The sequence below is a fragment of the Microbacterium luticellae genome (assembly GCF_050408645.1).
GTDB lineage: Bacteria > Actinomycetota > Actinomycetes > Actinomycetales > Microbacteriaceae > Microbacterium.
The window spans coordinates 126,433-148,617 of sequence record NZ_JBNTKE010000001.1; the positions used below are offsets into that span (position 1 = coordinate 126,433).

Genomic DNA, 22,185 nt, shown 5'->3' on the forward strand with positions numbered 1-22,185 from the left:
CATGACTAGCGCAACGACCGCCCCGGCCACCAAGCAGGTCGCAATTAACGACATCGGATCTGCTGAGGACTTTTTGGCCGCGGTCGAGAAGACCCTGAAGTTCTTCAACGACGGCGACATCATTGAAGGCACGATCGTGAAGATCGACCGCGATGAAGTTCTGCTCGACGTCGGCTACAAGACCGAGGGTGTTATTCCCTCCCGTGAACTTTCTATCAAACACGACGTAGACCCCAATGAGGTTGTCTCCGTTGGTGACCAGGTGGAAGCACTTGTTCTTCAGAAAGAAGACAAGGAAGGCCGCCTGCTCCTGTCGAAGAAGCGCGCACAGTACGAGCGTGCTTGGGGCGACGTTGAGAAGATTAAAGAAGACGATGGCGTGGTTACTGGCCAGGTCATCGAGGTCGTCAAGGGCGGCCTCATCGTCGACATTGGCCTGCGTGGCTTCCTGCCCGCATCGCTGATTGAGCTTCGCCGCGTTCGCGACCTGACTCCGTACCTGGGGCAGGAGATTGAAGCGAAGATTCTTGAACTCGACAAGAACCGCAACAACGTTGTGCTCAGCCGTCGTGCACTGCTCGAGCAGACACAGTCGGAGTCGCGCACAACCTTCCTCAACAACCTGCACAAGGGTCAGGTTCGCAAGGGTGTTGTTTCTTCGATCGTCAACTTCGGTGCGTTCGTCGACCTGGGCGGCGTAGACGGCCTCGTGCACGTTTCCGAACTGTCGTGGAAGCACATTGAGCACGCTTCTGAGGTTGTCGAAGTCGGCCAAGAAGTGACGGTCGAGATTCTTGAGGTTGACCTCGATCGCGAGCGCGTATCGCTCTCGCTGAAGGCAACGCAGGAAGACCCGTGGCAGGTGTTTGCACGTACGCACGCTATTGGTCAGATTACGCCTGGAAAGGTCACCAAGCTCGTACCGTTTGGTGCTTTTGTTCGCGTTGCCGACGGCATCGAGGGACTGGTTCACATCTCGGAGCTGTCGAACAAGCACGTCGAACTGGCCGAGCAGATCGTGTCTGTTGGCGAAGAGCTCTTCGTCAAGGTCATCGACATCGACCTCGAGCGTCGTCGCATCTCGCTCTCGCTCAAGCAGGCCAACGATTCCGTTGACCCGTTTGGCGTGGAGTTCGACCCGACCATGTACGGCATGGTGGCCGAGTACGACGAGAACGGCGAGTACAAGTACCCCGAGGGCTTCGACCCGGAGACCAACCAGTGGAAGGAAGGCTTCGACGCCGAGCGCGAGAAGTGGGAGCAGGAATATGCTGCCGCACAGGCTCGTTGGGAAGCCCACAAGACACAGGTTGCCAAGATCGCCGAAGTCGAAGCTACTGTCGCCGAAGAGTTCGACGCTGCTCAGGCTTTCTCGTCCGAGTCCGGTGCGGGCGGTACGCTCGCCGACGATGAGGCTCTCGCAGCACTGCGCGAGAAGCTTTCGGGCGGTAACTCCTAAGCTCTAACGTTAAAGACTGCGGGCTGCCACTTGTTTGTGGCGGCCCGCAGTCGCGTTTGTGGGAGACTGTCCGGATGCCACTCATTGCACTAACCGGTGGGATTGCTTCGGGTAAAACAACGATCGCACGCCGTTTTGCGGAGTTGGGTGCTGTCGTTGTTGATGCTGACCGTATTGTTCGAACTGTTCAGGCACCGGGCAGTGACGTGTTGCACGCGATTGCGGCCGCGTTCGGTAATGACGTTATTACGGACGAGGGCGCGCTGGATCGGGCTGCTCTGGCCGAGCGGGTGTTCGGCCGCCCGGAGGCCTTGGCCCGACTGAATGCCATCGTGCACCCGGCCGTGCAAGCAGAGGCGCAGAGGCAGTTCAACGAGGCCTTCGCGCGAGACCCGGACGCCGTCGTGGTTTACGATGTTCCACTGCTCGCCGAGACGCGTGCCCGAGGAGAGTGGGACGCTGTTATCGTGGCACACGCACCGCAGCACGTGCGATTGCAGCGACTTATACGTCTTCGGGGGATGGCAGCAGACGCGGCTCAGCAGCGCATTGCGTCACAGACCTCCGATGATGCGCGGCTGGCTTTAGCTGATTACGTGGTTGACACTTCGGGCGAGTTGTCGGCGACGCTTACTCAGGCAGACGAAGTGTGGGAGCAACTTCAGCTTTAGGTGATTACTGGTGCGTGATTGCGGAATGTAATGCGCAAGTGTCCTCACAAAAATTAGTAAGTTTAGCTGTCAAACTTTGTTTTTGTTAGCGTCTCTGTGGGGAGAAAAAGTGGGTCGCCCTGTGGCCCATTTCTGGGGACAAGCTAGACAACTTTCTGGGATGTTCTCGGCGGTACTTTTACCGCTTTCCCCTCGGCGTACCCTGCGCCGGATATCCGACACATGCACCCCCGAGCCGTCGGCTCGCCTAATGCAGGAGAGAACAACTATGCCCGAGCACAACACTGCTCTTTCACGTCGTAGCGTCATCAAGGGAGCAGCCTGGTCTGTTCCTGTTATTGCGGCCGCTGTCGCCGTGCCCACCGCTGCGGCCAGTGATGATCTGGAAGACGTTAAGACCTGGTACCTAGTCGAGTCGTCGGATGCTGTGCACGACGGTGACACCCGCTTGTCGGCACCGTACCTCGATGACTGTGAATATGACGGTGTTACTCGCCCGACGTTCAACCTTGTCGCGACTCTTGTCTATGCCGGCAACAACCCAGATTTCACTCTGGAACACACGACGGTCACGGCGCCTGCTGCGTGGAATGTGAGTTCTGTCGTTGCAACTCGTAACCTCGTGACAGTGACAGGCCAGCACACGTTCGGTTGCCGGGAGGGTGTGCCGGGTATCCACTTCGACTACAACCTGCCTCCCGAGGCGGCTAAGCCCGAACTCTACAGTCTGACGGTCGACATTACCGGCGTCAGCACAGATGGCTCCGTGCAGATTGGCGGCCTCGTGGGCGCGGTGCATAACTATGAGCCTGTAGTAGGCCCTCGTGACCCGAATGCGCCCGACGAGACACGCGGCAACATGAACAAGTAGTACACGCCCGTCGTGCAGGCTCGTCTCCGTTATCTCTTTACGATGGCGGAGACGAGCCTTTTGTTATTGCCGCGGAGAGCCAGTGTCAGAAGTGCGCCGTAGTCTGGAGGCATGGAACCAACACGTAGTGTGCGCCCGTTCGAGGTGGTTAGTGACTACGAACCGTCCGGTGACCAGCCGCAGGCTATTGCTGAGCTGGCAGCACGGATTAACGCGGGCGAGACCGATGTGGTGCTGTTGGGAGCTACAGGGACGGGCAAGTCTGCGACTACTGCGTGGCTGATCGAGCAGGTGCAGCGCCCGACGCTTGTACTCGCGCACAATAAGACCCTTGCAGCACAGTTGGCTAATGAGTTTCGTGAGCTTATGCCCCACAACGCGGTGGAATATTTCGTTTCGTACTACGACTATTACCAGCCTGAAGCATATGTTCCGCAGACTGACACTTTCATCGAGAAAGACTCATCGATTAACGCTGAGGTGGAACGGCTGCGTCACTCGACGACGAACTCGCTGCTGAGCCGCCGCGATGTTGTCGTTGTTTCTACTGTTTCGTGTATTTACGGCTTGGGGGCACCCGAGGAGTATTTACGCAACATGGTCGCGTTGCAAGTGGGCGAGCGCTACGACCGCGACGCTCTTATTCGCCAGTTCATCGGGATGCAGTACAACCGGAATGATGTTGACTTCTCGCGAGGAAACTTTCGCGTGCGCGGCGACACGATCGAGATCATTCCCGTGTACGAGGAACACGCTATTCGGATCGAACTTTTTGGCGATGAGATCGAGGCGCTGTACTCGCTGCATCCGTTGACTGGCGAAGTTATTGCGAACTTAGAGGCCGTTCCGATATTTCCTGCCTCGCACTACGTGGCAGGAACAGACGTTATTCAACGCGCCATCGGCACGATAGAAGACGAACTAGCAGAACGGCTGCAAGAGCTTGAGCGACAAAACAAGCTTCTTGAAGAGCAGCGTCTACGGATGCGCACAACGTTCGACTTAGAGATGCTGCAGCAGCTGGGCTTCTGCTCGGGCATCGAGAACTATTCACGACACCTTGATGCACGTCAGGCAGGCGAGCCACCGCACACGCTGCTGGATTTTTTTCCGGATGACTTCTTGTTGGTCATCGATGAATCGCACGTTACGGTCCCTCAAATTGGTGCCATGTATGAAGGCGATGCATCTCGTAAAAGAACGCTGGTGGAGCACGGTTTTCGACTGCCCAGTGCGCTGGATAATCGACCTCTGCGGTGGGATGAGTTCACGCAGCGCATCGGTCAGACTGTCTATCTTTCTGCGACTCCCGGCAAGTATGAGATGGGAGTTGCCGACAGCGTCGTCGAGCAGATCATTCGCCCGACCGGGCTCGTTGACCCCGAAATCGTGGTGAAACCCAGTAAGGGACAAATTGATGATCTGCTCGAAGAGATTCGACTCCGTGTCGAGCGAGACGAACGTGTCTTGGTGACGACTCTGACCAAGAAGATGGCTGAAGAGCTCACTGATTTTCTTGGGGAACATGGCGTGCGCGTGCGATATCTGCACTCGGATGTCGACACTTTGCGGCGCGTGGAATTGCTGACCGAACTACGTGCCGGTGTTTACGATGTGCTGGTTGGCATCAACCTTCTTCGTGAAGGTCTTGACCTGCCGGAAGTGTCACTGGTTGCGATACTGGACGCCGACAAGGAAGGCTTTTTGCGTTCCGGTACCTCGTTGATTCAGACCATCGGACGTGCCGCGAGAAACGTTTCCGGGCAGGTGCACATGTACGCCGATAGAGTCACCGACTCGATGCGCGCAGCAATCGACGAAACGGAGAGACGACGCGAGAAACAGCTTGCTTACAATGCTGAACACGGTATAGACCCACAGCCGCTCCGTAAACGCATAGCCGATATCACGGAGGTGCTGGCGCGTGAAGGGGCAGATACTGCAGACATGCTCGCTGCGCGCTCAAGTAAGAACCGTGGTCGTTTGGGATCGTCGAAGAAGAGCGCGAAACGTGAAGGCCTCGCAGCAGAGGGGGCGCAGCAACTCGAAGAGACAATCGCTGAGCTATCAGAACAAATGATGACTGCCGCAGGCGAATTAAAGTTCGAACTCGCCGCGCGTCTTCGAGATGAAGTACAAGATCTGAAAAAAGAGTTGCGGGCCATGGAAAAAGCCGGGCACGCCTAAAACACCGCGTCATGACAGAGAAACCATCCACTGCCGCGCAGGAGTCTGTACAGTCGCCACCTGATCGCCACAGATCTGCCCGGTGGGCTAATGTGCGACCGTATGGGACGACGCTCGGGCTACTGGTTATCGTGCTGGCGATAGCCACCGTGCAGGGGTATCCGCAGCTGCATCCGGTGTCGTGGGGCCGTGGCTCTCAGTTGAGCAACGAGAGCGTATTCGACGAAACCGTAGAATCACCTCCTCCTGAGTTGGTGCCCCCGGGTGACAACCGCGTCGCCATGATTATTGCCATTGTTGTTTCGGTCATCGCGGTACTCGTACTCAGCGTGATCGTGATCAGGCTCATCAGCCGCATCATCACTCGCCTGATTGAAGCCTGGCGGGCACGGCGCCCACCGGTGCGTACGGAATCTCATGCGAGCGACGAAGTCGTTGCCGCACACGACCAAGAAAGTATTGATGCCCAGGTTGTACGGCAGGGGATTGCCGACGCCCTTCATTCCATCAACCGGCCGGGGCACGTCAGCGACAGCATTGTTGCAGCCTGGATGGGACTCGAAGAGGCCGCGGCGCGATTTGGGTACGTGCGTGGTGTCGCCGAAACACCGAGCGAATTTGTTGTGCGAATTGTGACCTCGCGCGATGGAATCGAAGGCGACACAAACACCCTGCTCGGCCTCTACCAAAGAGTTCGGTTTGCAGGCTACACGGCGAATGAGCTCGACCGAAAAGCCGCACGTCGGGCATTAGAACGGCTCGATGAACGGTGGCAAGAGCAGTGAAACAGCGGCTCATTCTTATTGCACTGGGCGGGACAGCCGCGGCCGGCATCGCACTGTTTCTACGTTTCACTATGGGTGTACCGCTGTCGTTCAGCCTGACACTTGTTTTGATGACTGTCGCCATCGGTATTGTGCATGCGGTTGTCACGGGTGTAGACACGCAAACGCACACGACGTGGCCACCGCCCGTGCAACACACGACATACCGGGGGTCGGAAGTGTCTCGCTTAGCGTGGGCGATTAATAAGCACACCGGTGAAGTATCACCCGGAATGGCTCGCAGAGTGCAGAAGGTGTTGAACCGAGCGCTTGTGCGGCAGGGATTCGACCCGGAGTCACCGAGTGACCACACGAGAGCTTCACGAGAGTGGAACGCGCCGATAGACGAATGGTTGACCGAACCGGTCATAAGAACAGAGCAAGTGAGCGACATCGTGGCACTTGTTGAGAAAATGCAGTCAGCAACGAAGCAGGAATAGTGATGACAGAACACTCGACCGAGACCGCAGCCGATGTCGGAAATAGAATCCTCGATGCCGTTGACACTGCGGTAGTAGGAATGCGGCGTCCACTGACGTTCGCACTTGCAGCAATAATCGCCGGTGGGCACGTGCTGTTTGAAGACGTGCCGGGACTCGGCAAAACACTGGCAGCGCGCAGTTTAGCCACAGCGCTTGGCCTCGACTTTCGGCGCATGCAGTGCACGCCCGACATGTTGCCGGGAGATGTTACCGGTACGTTCGTGTATTCACCGGCATCCGGAGAATTTTCGTTCCGGGCAGGCCCCATCTTTGCTGGATTGCTTCTTGCCGATGAAATTAACCGCACAACCCCCAAAACTCAGTCAGCGTTATTAGAAGCCATGGCTGAGGGGCAAGTGACGGTGGAAGGCGAGCAGTTTCCATTGCCGCGCCCTTTCCACGTGCTAGCCACCTCAAATCCGATCGAATACGAAGGCACCTATGCGCTGCCAGAAGCCCAACTTGACCGCTTTATGGTGCGGCTGACCATGGGGTACCCGACCCGCGATGAGGAAGTCGATGTGCTGATGCACAGGGTCGAACGGCAGCATCCGGATGTCACGATTGACCCGGTGTTGAGACCCGGAGAACTGGCGCAACTGCAACGTCGTGTGGAAAAGGTGCATGTTGAACGAGACATCGCCCAGTACTGCGTCGATATCTGTCGGTCAACGCGCGCATCAACGTCGGTGTCTGTCGGTGCTTCGCCCCGTGCAGCGCAGGCGCTGATGCTGGTGAGTCGAGGTAAAGCGGTGCTTGCGGGGCGTGACTATGTGCTCCCCGACGACGTCAAGGAATGTGCATCGCCAACGCTGGCACACCGACTGACTCTGACAACGCAAGCCTGGGCACAGGGTGTTGACCCGGCGTCGATTGTTGCGAGTGCGGTGGCACAGACACCAGTGCCACCCACGGCCGACCGACAGGAATAGCGGTGGCTATCCGAAGCGTCAGCGCTACGGCTACAGCGCATTTTCGTCCGTCAGTGGCCTGGATGGTTGCGGTCGTCACTGTTGTGGCCATGACAGTGCTGGGGCTGCTATTTTCGCGTCCTGACGCAATTGTGCTGGGTATTCCGAGCGCGCTGTGGGCGGTAGCTGCATCGAGTCGGTTTCGCCGTGACGAGCAGGTAGAAACGACGATTCACACGTCCCCTGAATCGGAAACAGTCCTTGTTTCTCGTGTGCATGTTGCGACTACTTCGCAATGGGTGCAACTGAGTATCGATGAGGCCGGTCGGAGGACAGCTCTTGTGGATGCCGTGTGGGGTTCGGAAAAAGAGTCGCCGCGTGTGCGTGGACTCCTGCGCCTGATTCACTCTGGCCCGCTACAAGCGATGAAAGTTCAGGCGCGGCTCATCGACAGCGATGGGGCAGCGGCGAGCGCGGTGTTACCGCCCGTGGAACTGGTGTGGAATGCGGCCCCGCCTTCCACCGTCATCGATACGGTGCCCGTCGGCGCACGTCTCACCGGTCTGCATGGAAACCACCGCGGAGCGCGGGCAGGTGACGGCGGACTGTTTCGTGATATTCATCCCTTTGCGCCCGGTGATGAGCTACGCAGGATTGACTGGCGCGCCACAGCGCGGCTTGCGCGCCGCGCCGACGACCTCTTTGTTCGACGCACAGATACACTCAGCGACGCATCGGTGGTTATTGTTGTCGACACGGCCGAAGACCTGGGTGCAGTTGTTACTACATGGGGCACAGCGGATACAGAGCGCAGCGGTGTGACTTCGCTCGACCTTGCCCGTCAAACGGCTCGCTTTTTAGCGGAATCTGTTGTTGGACAGGGCGACCGCGTTGCTGTGCATGCCCTGGAGCCGGGGGGAGTGAGTGTTCGTGAGGGTTCCGGTCTGCGACACCAAGCGCGCGTGATCGCCGCCATCGCGGGGATGTCGGTCAGCACGCAGACAGCAATGTATCGGCGAACACCGCCGGTGGCACCACGAGCCACAATTTTTGTACTGTCAACATTTTTCGACGGCGCAGCTGCAGCGCTGTCGCAGCGTTGGCGCGCAGCAGGCCACCGCGTGATTGCCATGGACACTCTGCCGGTGTTGGATGAGACTCGGCTGAGCCCACAGCAACAGATCGCGCTGCGTATTGTTCAGGCCGAGCGCACCGAGATACTGCAGGATCTCGCCTACACCGGAATTGATGTTGTGCGCTGCGACAGCGAAGAGTTTCTGTGGCGGATGCGCGAAGTCACACGTTCGCGAAGGGAGCAACGATGACGCAGCGCACGCCGCGGTGGACCCGCCGAGTCGTTGTTTCTGCGGCGTTACCGGCCGTGATTCTCAGGATCGTGGCTGTCGCTCTCACGTTTGTAGCGGTTCTTATCATCCCCATGTTTCCCGTACTGCGAACGACAGCACTGATAGCGGTTGTCGTTGGCGTGATTCTTCCTCAAACGCTGCTCTGCTGGGCCCCGATTGTCGCGGTTGTTATTGCTGTTCTTGCGCAACCAGCGGATGCCGCAACCACCGCGATCGCTCTCGTGATCGTTCACGCCATGCATATCGTGGCGTCAGTAATCAGTGTTATTCCCGTCTTCTCACGCGTGCAGTGGCAAATATTTCGCGCAACACTGCGAAGATTTATTGGCGTTCAACTTGTGGCACAGGCGCTTTCTCTTGGCGTTTTTTCGTTGCCATGGGTTACGGGCCCCGGCTGGTGGTGGCTGGCACCGGTTGGTGCAGCAGCGGCTATTGCGTTGGCTGTTGTGCTCACCCGTATGGTGAAACAGAGCGCTGGCTGAGAAGCATCCGGCTCGCAGCCCCAATGTCAGAGGAGGCTTCTAGAATTGGGGCGTGCCTATTGTTCCCGTATCCCAAGCCGGTCGTCTCAGTGTTCGTGGTGCCCGCGTGCACAATCTCAAGAACGTCGATCTCGAGATTCCTCGAGACTCGCTCGTTGTTTTTACGGGGCTGTCGGGTTCTGGAAAATCAAGTCTGGCCTTTGACACGATCTTTGCTGAGGGGCAGAGGAGATACGTCGAGTCGCTGAGCGCCTATGCGCGTCAGTTTCTTGGTCAGGTCGATCGCCCTGATGTTGATTTTATTGAGGGTCTGAGCCCGGCCGTATCGATCGATCAGAAGTCAACCAACCGAAACCCGCGGTCGACGGTCGGCACGATTACCGAGATCTACGACTACATGCGCTTGCTGTGGGCACGCATCGGTGTTCCGCATTGCCCGGTTTGTGCCGAGCCGATTCAGCGGCAAACAGTGCAACAAATCGCCGATCAACTGATGGCGCTTCCAGAGCGCACCCGCTATCAGATCGTGGCACCTGTTGTATCGCAGAAAAAGGGAGAGTTCGTCGATCTGTTTCGAGAGCTCGCGGCGAAAGGCTATGCGCGTGCCATCGTCGATGGCGAACTTATTCAGTTGGCCGAACCTCCCGCGCTCAAGAAGAGCTATAAGCACGACATTGCGGTTGTGATTGACAGGCTGGTGGCGTCGCCCGACATTTTGGGGCGGGTCACCGACTCAGTCGAGACAGCGCTAGGGCTCGCTGATGGGGTAGTCGACATCAATTTTGTCGATGAAGAAGGAGACTCAGCCTGGCAGTCTTTCTCAGAGAAACTTGCGTGCCCGAACGGACACGCAATTGCTCTGACAGAAATTGAGCCACGCACGTTTTCGTTTAACGCACCATTTGGGGCCTGCCCCACTTGCTCGGGTTTGGGAACTCGGATGTCGGTCGACAGCGAACTTATGCTGGGCGACGAAGAGTTATCAATCAGCGAGGGCGTCATTATTCCCTGGACCACGCAGGGTAAGGGTTTGTTCCAATATTATGAGCGGCTTTTAGAGGGTCTTGCTCGTGATCTTGATTTCTCTCTTGACACACCGTGGAACCAGCTCGCCCGCGAGGTGCAAGAGGCAGTGCTGCATGGCAACAACTACAAGGTTTCCGTGAAATGGAAGAACCGTTACGGCCGTGAAATGCGGTACACATCGGGTTTTGAGGGCGTTGTTCCCTATATTGAGCGGCAATACCTGCAAGCAGAGAGCGACAATCAGCGTGCGCGCTGGGGAGAATACCTTCGTGAAGTTCCGTGCGTTACCTGCCAGGGTGCGCGGCTGAAACCAGAAGTCCTCGCGGTGCTGGTGCAGGGACACTCAATCGCCGATGTTGCGAACTTGAGTCTTGCCGATGCGCAGGATTTCATGCAGACGTTGACTCTCACTACGCGAGAAGCAAAGATCGCGGCGCAGGTGCTGCGAGAGATTCGCGTTCGGCTCGATTTTCTCGTTCAGGTGGGCTTGTCGTACCTCAATTTAGGACGAGCTGCGGGATCACTATCAGGAGGGGAAGCGCAACGAATCCGGCTAGCCACGCAGATTGGTTCAGGTCTCACCGGTGTTCTCTATGTGCTCGACGAGCCGTCAATCGGGCTTCATCAGCGAGATAATCGCAGACTTATCGATACCTTGCAGACCCTGCGTGATCTAGGAAACACGCTCATCGTGGTCGAGCATGATGAAGAGACGATTCAGGCGGCCGATTGGATTGTTGACATCGGACCGGGAGCGGGCGTCGGCGGTGGCGAAGTCGTGCATTCGGGGCCCTATGCGGAGCTCCTCGCTGATACGGCGTCTATCACAGCCGACTACTTAGCCGGTCGACGCGAGATCGTTGTGCCGGGGCGTCGTCGCCCTATTGATCCGAAAAGAGTAATTCGGGTTGTCGGAGCCCGAGAAAATAATCTTCGTGACGTTACTGCAGAATTTCCGCTGGGCGTACTGACCGCTGTCACGGGGGTGAGTGGTTCGGGAAAGTCATCGCTCGTTAACGACATTCTGTACCAGGTACTCGCAGGCAAGCTCAATGGGGCTCGTACGGTACCGGGAAAGCACACACGAGTGACGGGGCTCGACGACCTCGACAAAGTTGTGCATGTTGATCAGGCACCTATTGGGCGTACGCCTCGGTCGAATCCGGCAACATACACGGGCGTTTTTGATCGTATCCGTACTCTTTTTTCCGAGACTCCCGAAGCAAAGGTTCGTGGCTACCGGCCCGGGCGCTTTAGTTTCAACGTTAAAGGGGGTCGCTGCGAGGCATGCTCGGGTGACGGCACGATAAAGATCGAGATGAACTTTTTGCCCGACGTTTATGTCGACTGCGAGGTATGCCAGGGACAACGTTATAACCGCGACACTCTGACAGTGCAATACAAGGGCAAAAATATTGCGGAAGTTCTTGCTATGCCCATAGAAGAAGCAGCAGAGTTCTTTGCGCCTATCCAGGCGATTCACCGATACCTGCAGACCCTTGTCGATGTCGGTCTGGGCTATGTGCGCCTGGGTCAGTCGGCGACCACACTGTCGGGCGGTGAAGCGCAGCGTGTCAAACTGGCGACAGAGTTACAAAGGAGAAGCAACGGTCGTACCATTTATGTGCTCGATGAACCGACGACCGGACTCCATTTTGATGACGTCCACAAACTTCTCGAGGTTTTGGGTGGGCTTGTCGACAAGGGAAACACCGTGATTGTGATCGAGCACAACCTCGATGTCATTAAGTCCGCCGACTGGGTTATCGACCTTGGACCTGAAGGAGGATCGGGTGGCGGCACCGTTCTGGCAACAGGTACGCCGGAACAGATTGCGGAATACGCGGACAGTCACACCGGAAGGTTCTTGTCGGAGGTATTCGAAATAGCAGCTCGAGAAGAACGTCAAGCCGGGTAATGACTACAGAGTTGCCATATCGTCCACGAAAGGGAGAAATTCCGACGAATCCCGGTGTTTACCGGTTTCGAGACGCCGAACGCCGCGTACTTTACGTTGGAAAAGCGAAGAATCTTCGGCAGCGCTTAGCGAACTATTTCGCACCGTTGCATACGCTGCATGAACGAACTCGTCGCATGGTCACTACCGCGAGCTCCGTAGAGTGGACGGTTGTCAACACCGATGTTGACGCGTTACAGCTGGAATATATGTGGATCAAAGAGTTTGATCCACCATTTAACGTTCGCTACCGAGACGATAAGTCGTATCCATTTATGGCAATCACCCTCGCCGATGAAGCCCCGCGCGTGCTCGTGACCCGTAATAGAAAAATTCGTGGAGCCCGATATTTTGGGCCTTACCCGAAAGTATGGGCGGTGCACGACACGATCGACCTGATGATTCGTGCGTTTCCTATACGCACGTGCAGCGACGCCAGTTATAAACGCGCCATGCAATCGGGCCGCCCGTGTTTTCCCGGTCAGATCGGAAAATGCGGTGGACCATGTTCTATGAAGGTGTCTGTCGAAGAGCACCGAAAAATCGTTGACGATTACATCGCCTTCATGGAGGGCGCTGATGAACGGTTCACCAAAGAACTCACACACCGGATGCAGGAAGCCTCCGCCGCACTTGATTTTGAGACCGCCGCGCGTTTGCGTGATCAGCGCGCATCACTCGAGGCCGTGCTCGGCCGTAGCGCTCTCGTGCTCCCGCACGATGAAGACGCAGACCTCTTCGGAATTGCTGAAGATGAGCTCGCAGCAGCCGTTCAGCACTTCGCTATTCGAGGAGGTCGGGTGCGAGCAGTGCGTGCCACCACGATCGAAAAAGAACTCGACATCTCGAGTGCAGACCTCGTCGAGCAGGTGCTGCAGCGCACGTATGGTGATGCGACAGATAGCGACATTCCCCGGCGCATACTCGTGCCAACATTGCCCGACGGCGTCGAGGAATTTCAAGAATGGTTACGTGAAAGACGCGGTCGGCGAGTCGAGATTGCTGTGGCGCGCCGAGGCCAACGTGCCGACCTTATGCGCACGGCAACGCTCAACGCACAACAGGCACTGCTGCGCCACAAAACACGGCGCAGCAGCGACTACACTGCACGCACCCAAGCACTGACCGACTTGCAGGAGGCACTGGGTATGAGCCAGGCGCCGCTGCGCATTGAATGCTACGACGTATCGCACCTGGGCGGGACCAACGTAGTGGGTTCGATGGTTGTGTTTGAAGACGGCTTGCCGCGCAAAGACCAGTACCGATCGTTTGGAATCACCACAACAACAGACGACACCGATTCGATGTACCAAATGCTGTCTCGCCGACTCGCGCACCTCAGCGATCCCGTCGATGACTCTGAAGCGACTGCGTCGAGCGACACAAAACGACGCTTTGCCTACCCGCCACAACTGCTGATTGTTGACGGTGGGCGCCCGCAAGTTCAGGCTGCAGCGCGGGCACTGCAGGAAAGCGGAGCATCCGGCATTGCACTGTGCGGAATCGCAAAAAGACTGGAAGAAATTTGGTTACCAGATGACGAATTCCCGGTGATATTACCTCGGACAAGCGAAGCCCTTTACCTCGTTCAACGGTTGAGGGATGAAGCGCATCGGTTTGCACTGACCCATCAGAAAAAGCGAAGAAAAAGAGATATCTCGACAGTTTTATCAGAGATCCCAGGCCTGGGACCGGCAAGAATTCGAGCGCTCCTGCGCCACTTCGGCTCAGTAACGGCGCTGCGTGCAGCCACCTCGGACGAGATAGGCGAAGTCTCTGGAATAGGTGAAGCACTGGCTTCGACCATCCACGACCACCTTTCATCTCGATAGGCTGGAGATACACAAACCCGGGGGAGGATCATTGAGTGGTCACGGCGAATTTCTTATCGTCACAGGTATGTCGGGTGCCGGGCGATCAACGGTCGCGAATGCGCTAGAAGATCTCGGCTGGTACGTCGTCGACAACCTGCCGCCGCAAATCCTTCGCCCCATGCTGGAACTGGCGAATCTCGGAGGTGATGCTCTTCCCAAGGTTGCCGTCGTCGTCGACGTTCGTGGGCGTAATTTGTTTGACGATTTTCCTGAGGTTGCTCGCGCGCTGCGGGGCCACGGTTCAATGAAGGTTCTGTTTCTCGATGCCGCCGATGACGTACTCGTGCGGCGGTACGAAGCTGTACGACGCCCCCACCCGTTACAGGGAGACGGCACGCTCCTGGATGGAATCCGCGCAGAACGCCACCGAGTTGCGCCCATTCGTGAGGCATCCGACCTTTTTATTGACACTTCGGACTTCAACATTCATCAGTTGGCGAACAAGGTGTCGGCCATGTTTGCTGACGACGATGACGCGCGACACAGGTTGACGCTCCTCAGTTTTGGTTTTAAATATGGGGCGCCCACAGACGCCGACCTCGTTGCCGATATGCGATTTTTGCCGAATCCGTTTTGGATCGATGAACTGCGAAGTTTTAACGGCCAAGATGAACAGGTCCGTGACTACGTGCTTACCCGCGAAGGCTCTCAAGAATTTCTTGACAACTATGTGAAGGCTCTGCAGCCCGTTTTTGCTGGCTATCAGCGAGAAAATAAGAGTCACTCAACCATCGCTATCGGCTGCACCGGAGGTAAGCACCGCTCAGTTGCTATGGTCGAAGAACTGGCGCGGCGCCTAGCAGACGTTCCTGGAGTTGCCATCAGCATCCGGCACCGAGACCTCGGTCGGGAGTAAAGTCTCGGACATCACGAGTAGGCTATTCCTTCGCGCCTGCTGTCGGCGCGTGAGCGTGAGGGAGATTCGTGGCACTAACCACCGATGTCAAGGCTGAGCTGGTCAACATCCGGAATGCACCACCAACGGTGCGGGTAGCGGAGGTGACCGCTGTGCTCCGGTTTGCCGGTGGGCTTCACTCCATTGCTGGCCGTATTGCCGTGGAAGCCGAAGTCGACGCCGAAGTATTGGCACGCAGGGTTGCACGTGACCTGGCTGAACTCTTCGGTGTGCGTCCTGAAATTGCTCAAATACAGGGAGCATCCGGACATGACGCTGCTCGTTACGCCGTACGTGTCATCGGCGCCGGCGAGACCTTGGCCCGGCAGATTGGTCTTCTCGACCAGCGACGCAGACCCGTACGGGGCCTACCCAACCGCGTGACAACAGGATCGCAAGAAGAACTGGCTGGCTTGTGGCGGGGTGCTTTTCTTGCCGCGGGAACACTGAATGAACCAGGTCGTTCGGCCATGGTTGAAGTTGTGTGCCCGTCATCCGAGTCGGCCATGGCGCTGGTGGGTGCGGCACACCGACTGGGCGTCACAGCAAAAGCACGCGAAGTGCGAGGAATGCCGCGCGTTGTCGTACGCGACGCGGAAGCGATCCGACAGCTGCTGACCATTATCGGTGCCGGTCGTACCGCAGTCGCCTGGGAAGAAATGCGACAGCGGCGTGAAGTCCGCGCCGGTGTGAACCGACTAGTGAACTTCGACGACGCAAACCTGCGTCGTTCGGCGCAGGCAGCCGTTGCCGCCTGTGCCCGGGTGAACCGTGCGCTTGAAATTCTTGGCGACGACGTGCCTGACCATCTGCGTGCAGCGGGTGAACTTCGTCTGGCACATCGTGAAGCAAGCCTGGATGAACTGGGGCATCATGCTGACCCGCCGCTGACCAAAGACGCCGTGGCAGGTCGCATCCGTCGACTGCTCGCGATGGCTGACAAGCGTGCCGCGCACGAAGGAATACCGGGAACAGAGTCGGCAGTTCCCGCGGGTCTCGACGACTGATTTACCACGGCACTAAAAAACTTGCCACAGGCAATACGCGACTTTTGGCTCTGATCCGGTACCGGATCACTAGGATAGAGGTGTCCGCTTTACGGTCACAACGAATGCCGTGAAGCACCGGCAAGCGCCGCGAGCGCGGCGCGGATTGGATGAAATCGACATGGCGACGTATACGCTCCCCGAGCTTCCCTACGACTACGCGGCGCTCGAACCGCACATCAGCGCAAAGATTATGGAGTTGCATCACTCTAAGCACCATCAGGCCTACGTGACCGGGGCGAACACCGCTCTGGATCAGTTGGCTGAAGCCCGCGACAGTGGCAACCTTGCCAATGTCAACAAGCTAGAAAAGGATCTGGCTTTTAACCTTGGTGGCCACGTTAACCACTCCATCTTCTGGACCAACCTTTCACCCGAGGGCGGCGGAGAACCTGAGGGCGAGCTGCGTGCTGCTATCGACGAGTTCTTTGGTTCATTTGATAAATTCCAGGCCCACTTTGCTGCCGCCGCTGCGGGCATTCAGGGTTCTGGCTGGGCAGTGCTGAGCTGGGATCCAATTGGTGCGCGTCTGATCATTCAGCAGCTGTTTGATCAGCACTCCAACACAGCACAGGGCACTGTTCCACTGTTCCAGCTCGACATGTGGGAGCACGCCTTCTATCTTGACTATCTCAACGTCAAGGCCGACTACATTAAGGCAGCGTGGAATATCGCGAACTGGCAGAATGTTGCCGCGCGTTTCGATGCTGCTCGCGAGCAGACCAAGGGACTCCTGGTACTGTCGTAACTAGAACGGGCGTCCCGACGGATAGCCCGTCGGGACGCCGATGTTCCATCCCCCTTGAAACGCGCATTCGCGCACATCACCCTCAGGAGATATCTCTTGGCTGTCAAGATCGGCATTAACGGCTTCGGCCGTATCGGACGCAACTACCTTCGTGCAGCGCTCGCACAGAACGCAGACATCGAGATTGTTGCGGTAAACGACCTCACCGACAATAAGGCGCTTGCGCATCTACTTAAGTACGACTCAGTTGGTGGCCCGCTTGGTCACGAGGTTTCACACGAGGGTGATGTCATCACCGTCGGTGGTAAAAGCATTCGTGTGTTTGAAGAGCGCGATCCTGCTGCTCTGCCATGGGGCGACCTTGGTGTCGACATCGTCATTGAGTCGACGGGTCGTTTCACCAAGGCGGCTGACGCCGGTAAGCACCTGGCTGGCGGTGCGAAGAAGGTTATTATTTCGGCACCCGCGAGCGGTGAAGATGGCACATTCGTCGTCGGCGTGAACGAAGATCTGTACGACCCTGCGAACCACAACATTATTTCTAACGCTTCGTGCACGACGAACTGTCTTGCACCGCTGGCTAAGGTCTTTAACGACCGCTTCGGTATCGAGCGTGGTTTTATGATGACTGCGCACGCGTACACCGCAGACCAGAACCTGCAAGATGGTCCGCACAGCGATCTGCGTCGTGCTCGTGCCGCGGCTGTCAACATTGTTCCTGCTTCGACGGGTGCAGCGAAGGCGATTGGTCTCGTTCTCCCTGAGTTGAACGGTAAGCTCAGCGGTTCTTCCTACCGAGTTCCTGTTCCTACTGGTTCGATCGTTGACCTCACTCTGGTGTCGGGCCGTGACGACCTGACGGTAGAAGAGATCAACGCTGCATACCGTGAAGCGGCCGCTGAAGGCCGTCTGAGCGGTATCCTGCAGTACAACGAAGATCCGATTGTCTCTTCTGACATTCAGCTCAACCCGCACTCGTCGATCTTTGACGCTGAGCTGACCAACGTCAGCGGCAACCTGGTGAAGGTGTCGAGCTGGTACGACAACGAGTGGGGCTACTCCAACCGTTTGGTCGACCTGACCGAGTACGTGGCAGAGCGCCTCTAATTACGACGATATGACCCTGCGCACCTTAGAATCTCTCGGTTCCCTCGAAGGAAAACGAGTCATTGTCCGCTGTGATCTCAACGTTCCGCTTCGCGATGGCGTGATCACGGATGATGGCCGCGTACGTGCATCACTGCCCACCCTGAATGCCCTCATCAATCAGGGCGCTCGGGTGGTCGTGTGTTCGCATTTAGGTAGGCCGGCTGACGCCAATGACACGCAGTACAGCCTGGCGCCGGTCGCTCAGCGTCTCGCGGAGTTGCTCGGCGCTCCGGTGACTTTTGCACGCGACACGGTAGGAGAGTCTGCCCACGACGCGGTCGCTGCTGTTGAAAACGGCGGCGTGGTCGTGGTCGAGAACCTGCGGTTTAATGCGGGCGAGACATCGAAAGATTCTGCGGTGCGCAGGGGCTTCGCCGAGCAGCTTGCTGCTCTTGGTGATGCTTTGGTTTCAGACGGCTTCGGTGTTGTCCACCGCAAGCAGGCCAGCGTCTATGAGCTTGCACAGTTGGTGCCGTCAGCTGCTGGTCAGTTGATTGAGACCGAACTGCGTGTTCTTGATCAGCTCACCGAAAACCCACAGCGCCCGTACACCGTGGTGTTGGGCGGTTCGAAGGTGAGCGACAAACTGGGTGTTATTTCTCACCTGCTTCCTCGCGTCGACCGGATTTTGGTTGGCGGCGGAATGCTCTTTACTTTTCTTGCCGCGCAGGGGCACAGTGTTGCCGCAAGCCTGTTAGAGAAAGATCAGCTTGATACTGTTCGTGGCTATATGGCAGAGGCCGAAAAGCGCGGCGTCGAGTTAGTTCTGCCCACTGATGTCGTGGTCGCTGATTCTTTCTCTCCGGATGCCGCCCATGAGGTTGTTGCCGCTGACGCCATCGAATCCAGCTCTTTTGGTTCGGCAGGGTTGGGTCTTGACATTGGCCCCGACACGGCAGCCAGATTCGCGCGGCTGATCGCCGAGTCGTCAACCGTGTTCTGGAACGGCCCGATGGGAGTTTTTGAATTCCCGTCGTTTGCTGCCGGCACAAAGGCTGTTGCTGAAGCTCTGACGTCTGTTTCCGGGCTCGGAGTAGTCGGCGGTGGCGATTCGGCGGCCGCTGTCCGTCAACTTGGTTTCTCTGATGATCAATTCGGACACATTTCTACTGGTGGAGGCGCCAGCCTCGAATTCCTTGAGGGGAAGAAGCTTCCCGGGCTGGAGGTACTCGGATGGGCGTAAACACACGCACCCCGCTAATCGCGGGTAACTGGAAGATGAATCTTGACCATTTGCAGGCGGTCGCATTTGTGCAGAAGCTGCATTGGACGCTGAAAGAAGCGAAGCATGAAGACGACTCCGTAGAGGTTGCGGTCTTCCCTCCGTTTACTGATCTGCGTAGCGTGCAAACTTTGATTGATGCTGACAAGATTCCTTTCGCCCTGGGCGCGCAAGATGTGTCTGCTCACGATTCAGGGGCGTATACAGGAGAGATCTCGGGATCGTTCCTTTCTCAGCTTGACGCGCGGTACGTCATTATTGGGCACTCGGAGCGCCGGGAATATCACTCTGAGACGGATGAGATTGTTAACGCGAAGGTCAAGGCTGCGTTGAAGCACGGGCTTACTCCCGTGATTTGTGTGGGCGAAACTGCTGACGACCTTGAGCGTTTTGGCGCTAGCGCTGTTCCTGCTGAACAACTCAAAGGTGCTCTTGCAGGAGTTTCTGCTTCTGCCGACATCGTGGTCGCTTACGAACCCGTGTGGGCGATCGGGTCCGGTCAAGCCGCGACTCCGCAGCAGGCGCAAGACGTGTGTGCAGTACTGCGCGGTGTTCTTGCCTCAGCTCTCAACGACGACGCTGCTGCTCGTACTCGTATTCTTTACGGTGGCAGTGTTAAGGCAGCAAATATTGCTGGTTTTATGCGTGAACCCGACGTAGACGGTGCTCTGGTTGGGGGAGCGAGCCTTGTCGTTGACGAGTTTGCTTCTATCATCCGTTTCCAGAAGCACGTGGGGGTTTGACGGCGCCGTCGTCCATCCGCGTTTATACTGGAGCGTTACACGGGCCGCCCGGCCCGATCGAAAGGCCAATTCTCGTGCAAATTCTCGAGTTCGTGCTGCAGGTTATCCTCGGCATCACCAGTGTTCTGCTCTGCCTCTTGATCCTTCTCCATAAGGGTCGAGGTGGGGGTCTTTCCGACATGTTTGGTGGGGGGATGACTTCGTCTGCAGGCTCTTCAGGGTATGCGGAACGGAACCTCAACCGTTTTACAATTGCGCTGGCGCTGGTGTGGTTCTTAGCTATCGTTGCGCTTGGCTTGGTGACAAAGTTTGAGGTGATGTGATGTCAGTGGGTGGAAGCGCTATTCGCGGCACCCGCGTGGGTTCTGGCCCCATGGGTGAACAAGACCACGGCTATCACACGGATCGTGTTGCCGTCGAGTACTGGGATGCATTGGGCAACCGTGCAGTGCGGTATTTCGCTGCGGGGCTTTCTGATGATGACATTCCTGACATTATTGATCACCCGCAGAGCGGTTTGCCTGCCGGACGCGATAAAGATAACCCTCCTGCCGAAGCCAAGGCAGAGCCGTACAAGACTCATCTCGCCTATGTGAAAGAGCGCCGTACGGATGAAGAGGCCGAGCAGCTTCTTGATGATGCGCTGACTCAGCTGCGTGAGCGGCGAGGTCAGGCATAGCCGTGTAAGTTTTCTCAAAGAGGTAGGTGTTTCGACACCTACCTCTTTTGTTGTTCGGATGTTTTCGCGCGGGCTGGCTAATACTTCGTTGATTACTAGCCAGCGGTTATTGCCCCCGCACCAGAGTCATCGGAAACGGTTTCGTGCGCTTTCCATAACGCCGCTCCTCGAGCGTGAGTGGAACGCAGTCGGCTTCCTTTGTTTTGTCGACTGTGCGCGAGGGATGCTGTGCTCGGTGTGCTGTTTAGCATCCGGGGGCTGTGGGTTTGGTGGTGCAGGGGCCGGTGACGAGCGTGGTGCTGGTGGTGTAGATGATGATGGTTTGTTGGCTGGTGGGGCCGGTGAGAGTGCCGGGGATGGTGTACCAGCCATTGCCGAGGTTGAGTTCGGCGGTGTAGGTCGGGGTGTGGGTGGCGGTGTAGGTACCGCGGGCAGTGAAGATATGGCTGGTGGGAGTGGGGGCAAAGGTAGGTAGGTTGAGGCTGGTCCAGCTGCTGCCGGCGTTCGTGGTGGTGAGAGTGGTGGTATCGCCGTAGTCGAAGTGGTGTTCGATGGGCGTAAAGCGGACGGTGATGGGGTGGTCAAACAGGGTGCCGTGGGCGGTGTGGGTGGTGGTTGTGGTGTAGAGGTTGGTGTGTTTTCCGGTGATGCCGATGTTGTCGGGTTCTGCGGTGAGGGGTGCTGGTGTGGGGAGGAAAGTGGCGAGGTCAGTGATGGTGATCGTGGGTGTTGCTGGTTCGCCGGGTTCAGTTGGTGGTTGGGGTGTGAAGCAGAAGCGGGAGTCGTTGTATTTGTCGAGGCAGTCTTTGAGGGTGCCGTCGCCGTCGTCGCTGTTGTCGTTGTCGTGGTGGTTGTCACCGGGCGAGTCGGGGCTGGGTGGGGTGCCGGGGTCGCCGGGCCAGGTGATGTCGTCGCCGACATCGACGCTCCCGTCATCGTTAATATCTGCCCACGGACACGAACCCGCATACCGTCCGCCAACTTCGCAGGTGGCTTCAAAAGGATCGAGTGCTATCAGGCCGAGTAAAAGTGCAAGTTGATCTAACATTCGGGGTCCTTCACTGCTCTGGAATCCGAGATCTTAAATGCGTTGTTCTCGTAGGTAAAAGTCAAGTAACTAGCAAAAAGATCTGGCCTTTCAGCGGTCACGATAGAGTTACCGGCCTCGTCAATGACATCGACGTCTGTGATGTCTTCACACACACGTGCTGTGAGCTCGGTCGAAGAGATCATCTCGTGGAGCCTGAACCAAACTATTTCTGGTGTTCCGACCAAAGTTTCTCCACGAGCGAATGCGTTCGTCAGTGACTTCTTCTCCGCTAAAAAACGCGTGTGAGTTGTGAACGGCCGTAGTCGTTCAAACTGCTTGGGGTCACGGAAGTTGATCTTTTGTTGTTCGCGATGAAAAGCTCGAAATGTTTCTTCGGCGAGGGCGAATGCTTCTTCTTCGGTGAAGGTTGGTTCGGGTGTGGGGGTGGGTGTCGGTTCGGGTGCGGTGGTGCAGCCTGCGAACAGTAAAGAGAGTGTGAGTGTGGTGAGAGTGGCGGCGAGTCGGGGGAGTACTGTCACGTCGATGACTGTAGCTACTGCGA

The 22,185-nt window shown here is 57.2% G+C and carries 21 protein-coding genes; 19 read left to right on the forward strand and 2 right to left on the reverse strand.

The annotated features are described in order from the left end of the window. Nucleotide 1: 1 nt before the first annotated feature. The 19 genes from rpsA (at nucleotide 2) to ACQUSW_RS00730 (ending at nucleotide 20,593) form a co-directional block, all read left to right on the forward strand. Nucleotides 2–1,459: a 30S ribosomal protein S1 gene (rpsA, locus tag ACQUSW_RS00640; protein WP_428930365.1), complete on the forward strand. Its 1,458-nt coding sequence runs from the start codon at nucleotides 2–4 to the stop codon at nucleotides 1,457–1,459. Between the two features lie 74 nt (nucleotides 1,460–1,533). After that, entirely contained in the window at nucleotides 1,534–2,130 is a 597-nt protein-coding gene (gene coaE, locus ACQUSW_RS00645) for a dephospho-CoA kinase (RefSeq protein WP_428930366.1), read from the forward strand. A gap of 268 nt (nucleotides 2,131–2,398) precedes the next feature. After that, complete coding sequence (locus tag ACQUSW_RS00650) at nucleotides 2,399–3,001, forward strand: hypothetical protein (protein ID WP_428930367.1); 603 nt, start codon at nucleotides 2,399–2,401, stop codon at nucleotides 2,999–3,001. A 111-nt stretch (nucleotides 3,002–3,112) separates the two neighbouring features. Then, complete coding sequence (gene uvrB / locus ACQUSW_RS00655; protein WP_428930368.1) at nucleotides 3,113–5,188, forward strand: excinuclease ABC subunit UvrB; 2,076 nt, start codon at nucleotides 3,113–3,115, stop codon at nucleotides 5,186–5,188. 92 nt (nucleotides 5,189–5,280) lie between these two features. Beyond that, nucleotides 5,281–5,973 carry a DUF4129 domain-containing protein gene (locus ACQUSW_RS00660; RefSeq protein ID WP_428930369.1) on the forward strand — a complete coding sequence of 231 codons (693 nt, stop codon included), beginning with the start codon at nucleotides 5,281–5,283 and terminating at the stop codon, nucleotides 5,971–5,973. Next, a complete protein-coding gene (locus ACQUSW_RS00665; protein WP_428930370.1) occupies nucleotides 5,970–6,452 on the forward strand; it encodes a hypothetical protein in 483 nt (160 codons plus the stop codon). Before ACQUSW_RS00660 ends, ACQUSW_RS00665 begins: the two co-directional genes overlap by 4 nt. 2 nt (nucleotides 6,453–6,454) lie before the next feature. Further along, complete coding sequence (locus ACQUSW_RS00670; RefSeq protein ID WP_428930371.1) at nucleotides 6,455–7,426, forward strand: AAA family ATPase; 972 nt, start codon at nucleotides 6,455–6,457, stop codon at nucleotides 7,424–7,426. Nucleotides 7,427–7,428: 2 nt separating this feature from the next. Further along, entirely contained in the window at nucleotides 7,429–8,730 is a 1,302-nt protein-coding gene (locus tag ACQUSW_RS00675) for a DUF58 domain-containing protein (protein WP_428930372.1), read from the forward strand. Beyond that, nucleotides 8,727–9,254: a hypothetical protein gene (locus tag ACQUSW_RS00680; RefSeq protein ID WP_428930373.1), complete on the forward strand. Its 528-nt coding sequence runs from the start codon at nucleotides 8,727–8,729 to the stop codon at nucleotides 9,252–9,254. The genes ACQUSW_RS00675 and ACQUSW_RS00680 overlap by 4 nt, the downstream gene beginning before the upstream one ends. 52 nt (nucleotides 9,255–9,306) lie before the next feature. Continuing rightward, nucleotides 9,307–12,198 (forward strand): excinuclease ABC subunit UvrA, encoded by a 2,892-nt coding sequence (gene uvrA, locus ACQUSW_RS00685; RefSeq protein ID WP_428930374.1) that lies wholly within the window; start codon nucleotides 9,307–9,309, stop codon nucleotides 12,196–12,198. Continuing rightward, nucleotides 12,198–14,069, forward strand: coding sequence for an excinuclease ABC subunit UvrC (gene uvrC / locus ACQUSW_RS00690; protein WP_428930375.1), 1,872 nt, complete (start codon nucleotides 12,198–12,200; stop codon nucleotides 14,067–14,069). Before uvrA ends, uvrC begins: the two co-directional genes overlap by 1 nt. 31 nt (nucleotides 14,070–14,100) lie before the next feature. Beyond that, on the forward strand, nucleotides 14,101–14,967 hold the full coding sequence (rapZ, locus tag ACQUSW_RS00695; protein WP_428930376.1) for an RNase adapter RapZ: 867 nt from the start codon (nucleotides 14,101–14,103) through the stop codon (nucleotides 14,965–14,967). A gap of 68 nt (nucleotides 14,968–15,035) precedes the next feature. After that, on the forward strand, nucleotides 15,036–16,013 hold the full coding sequence (whiA, locus tag ACQUSW_RS00700) for a DNA-binding protein WhiA (protein ID WP_428930377.1): 978 nt from the start codon (nucleotides 15,036–15,038) through the stop codon (nucleotides 16,011–16,013). A gap of 160 nt (nucleotides 16,014–16,173) precedes the next feature. Further along, a complete protein-coding gene (locus tag ACQUSW_RS00705) occupies nucleotides 16,174–16,800 on the forward strand; it encodes a superoxide dismutase (RefSeq protein ID WP_428930378.1) in 627 nt (208 codons plus the stop codon). Nucleotides 16,801–16,896: 96 nt separating this feature from the next. Next, nucleotides 16,897–17,907, forward strand: coding sequence for a type I glyceraldehyde-3-phosphate dehydrogenase (gene gap / locus ACQUSW_RS00710; protein ID WP_428930379.1), 1,011 nt, complete (start codon nucleotides 16,897–16,899; stop codon nucleotides 17,905–17,907). A gap of 10 nt (nucleotides 17,908–17,917) precedes the next feature. Continuing rightward, on the forward strand, nucleotides 17,918–19,132 hold the full coding sequence (locus ACQUSW_RS00715) for a phosphoglycerate kinase (RefSeq protein WP_428930380.1): 1,215 nt from the start codon (nucleotides 17,918–17,920) through the stop codon (nucleotides 19,130–19,132). Further along, nucleotides 19,123–19,914, forward strand: coding sequence for a triose-phosphate isomerase (tpiA, locus tag ACQUSW_RS00720; RefSeq protein WP_428930381.1), 792 nt, complete (start codon nucleotides 19,123–19,125; stop codon nucleotides 19,912–19,914). The genes ACQUSW_RS00715 and tpiA overlap by 10 nt, the downstream gene beginning before the upstream one ends. Before the next feature lie 74 nt (nucleotides 19,915–19,988). Next, nucleotides 19,989–20,237 carry a preprotein translocase subunit SecG gene (gene secG, locus ACQUSW_RS00725; RefSeq protein ID WP_428930382.1) on the forward strand — a complete coding sequence of 83 codons (249 nt, stop codon included), beginning with the start codon at nucleotides 19,989–19,991 and terminating at the stop codon, nucleotides 20,235–20,237. After that, a complete protein-coding gene (locus ACQUSW_RS00730) occupies nucleotides 20,237–20,593 on the forward strand; it encodes an RNA polymerase-binding protein RbpA (RefSeq protein ID WP_428930383.1) in 357 nt (118 codons plus the stop codon). Before secG ends, ACQUSW_RS00730 begins: the two co-directional genes overlap by 1 nt. 244 nt (nucleotides 20,594–20,837) lie before the next feature. Here the strand turns inward: ACQUSW_RS00730 and ACQUSW_RS00735 are convergent, their stop codons facing one another. Both ACQUSW_RS00735 and ACQUSW_RS00740 read right to left on the reverse strand, forming a co-directional pair. Further along, entirely contained in the window at nucleotides 20,838–21,641 is an 804-nt protein-coding gene (locus ACQUSW_RS00735; RefSeq protein WP_428930384.1) for a hypothetical protein, read from the reverse strand. Beyond that, nucleotides 21,635–22,162 (reverse strand): hypothetical protein, encoded by a 528-nt coding sequence (locus ACQUSW_RS00740; protein ID WP_428930385.1) that lies wholly within the window; start codon nucleotides 22,160–22,162, stop codon nucleotides 21,635–21,637. Before ACQUSW_RS00740 ends, ACQUSW_RS00735 begins: the two co-directional genes overlap by 7 nt. Nucleotides 22,163–22,185 lie beyond the last annotated feature (23 nt).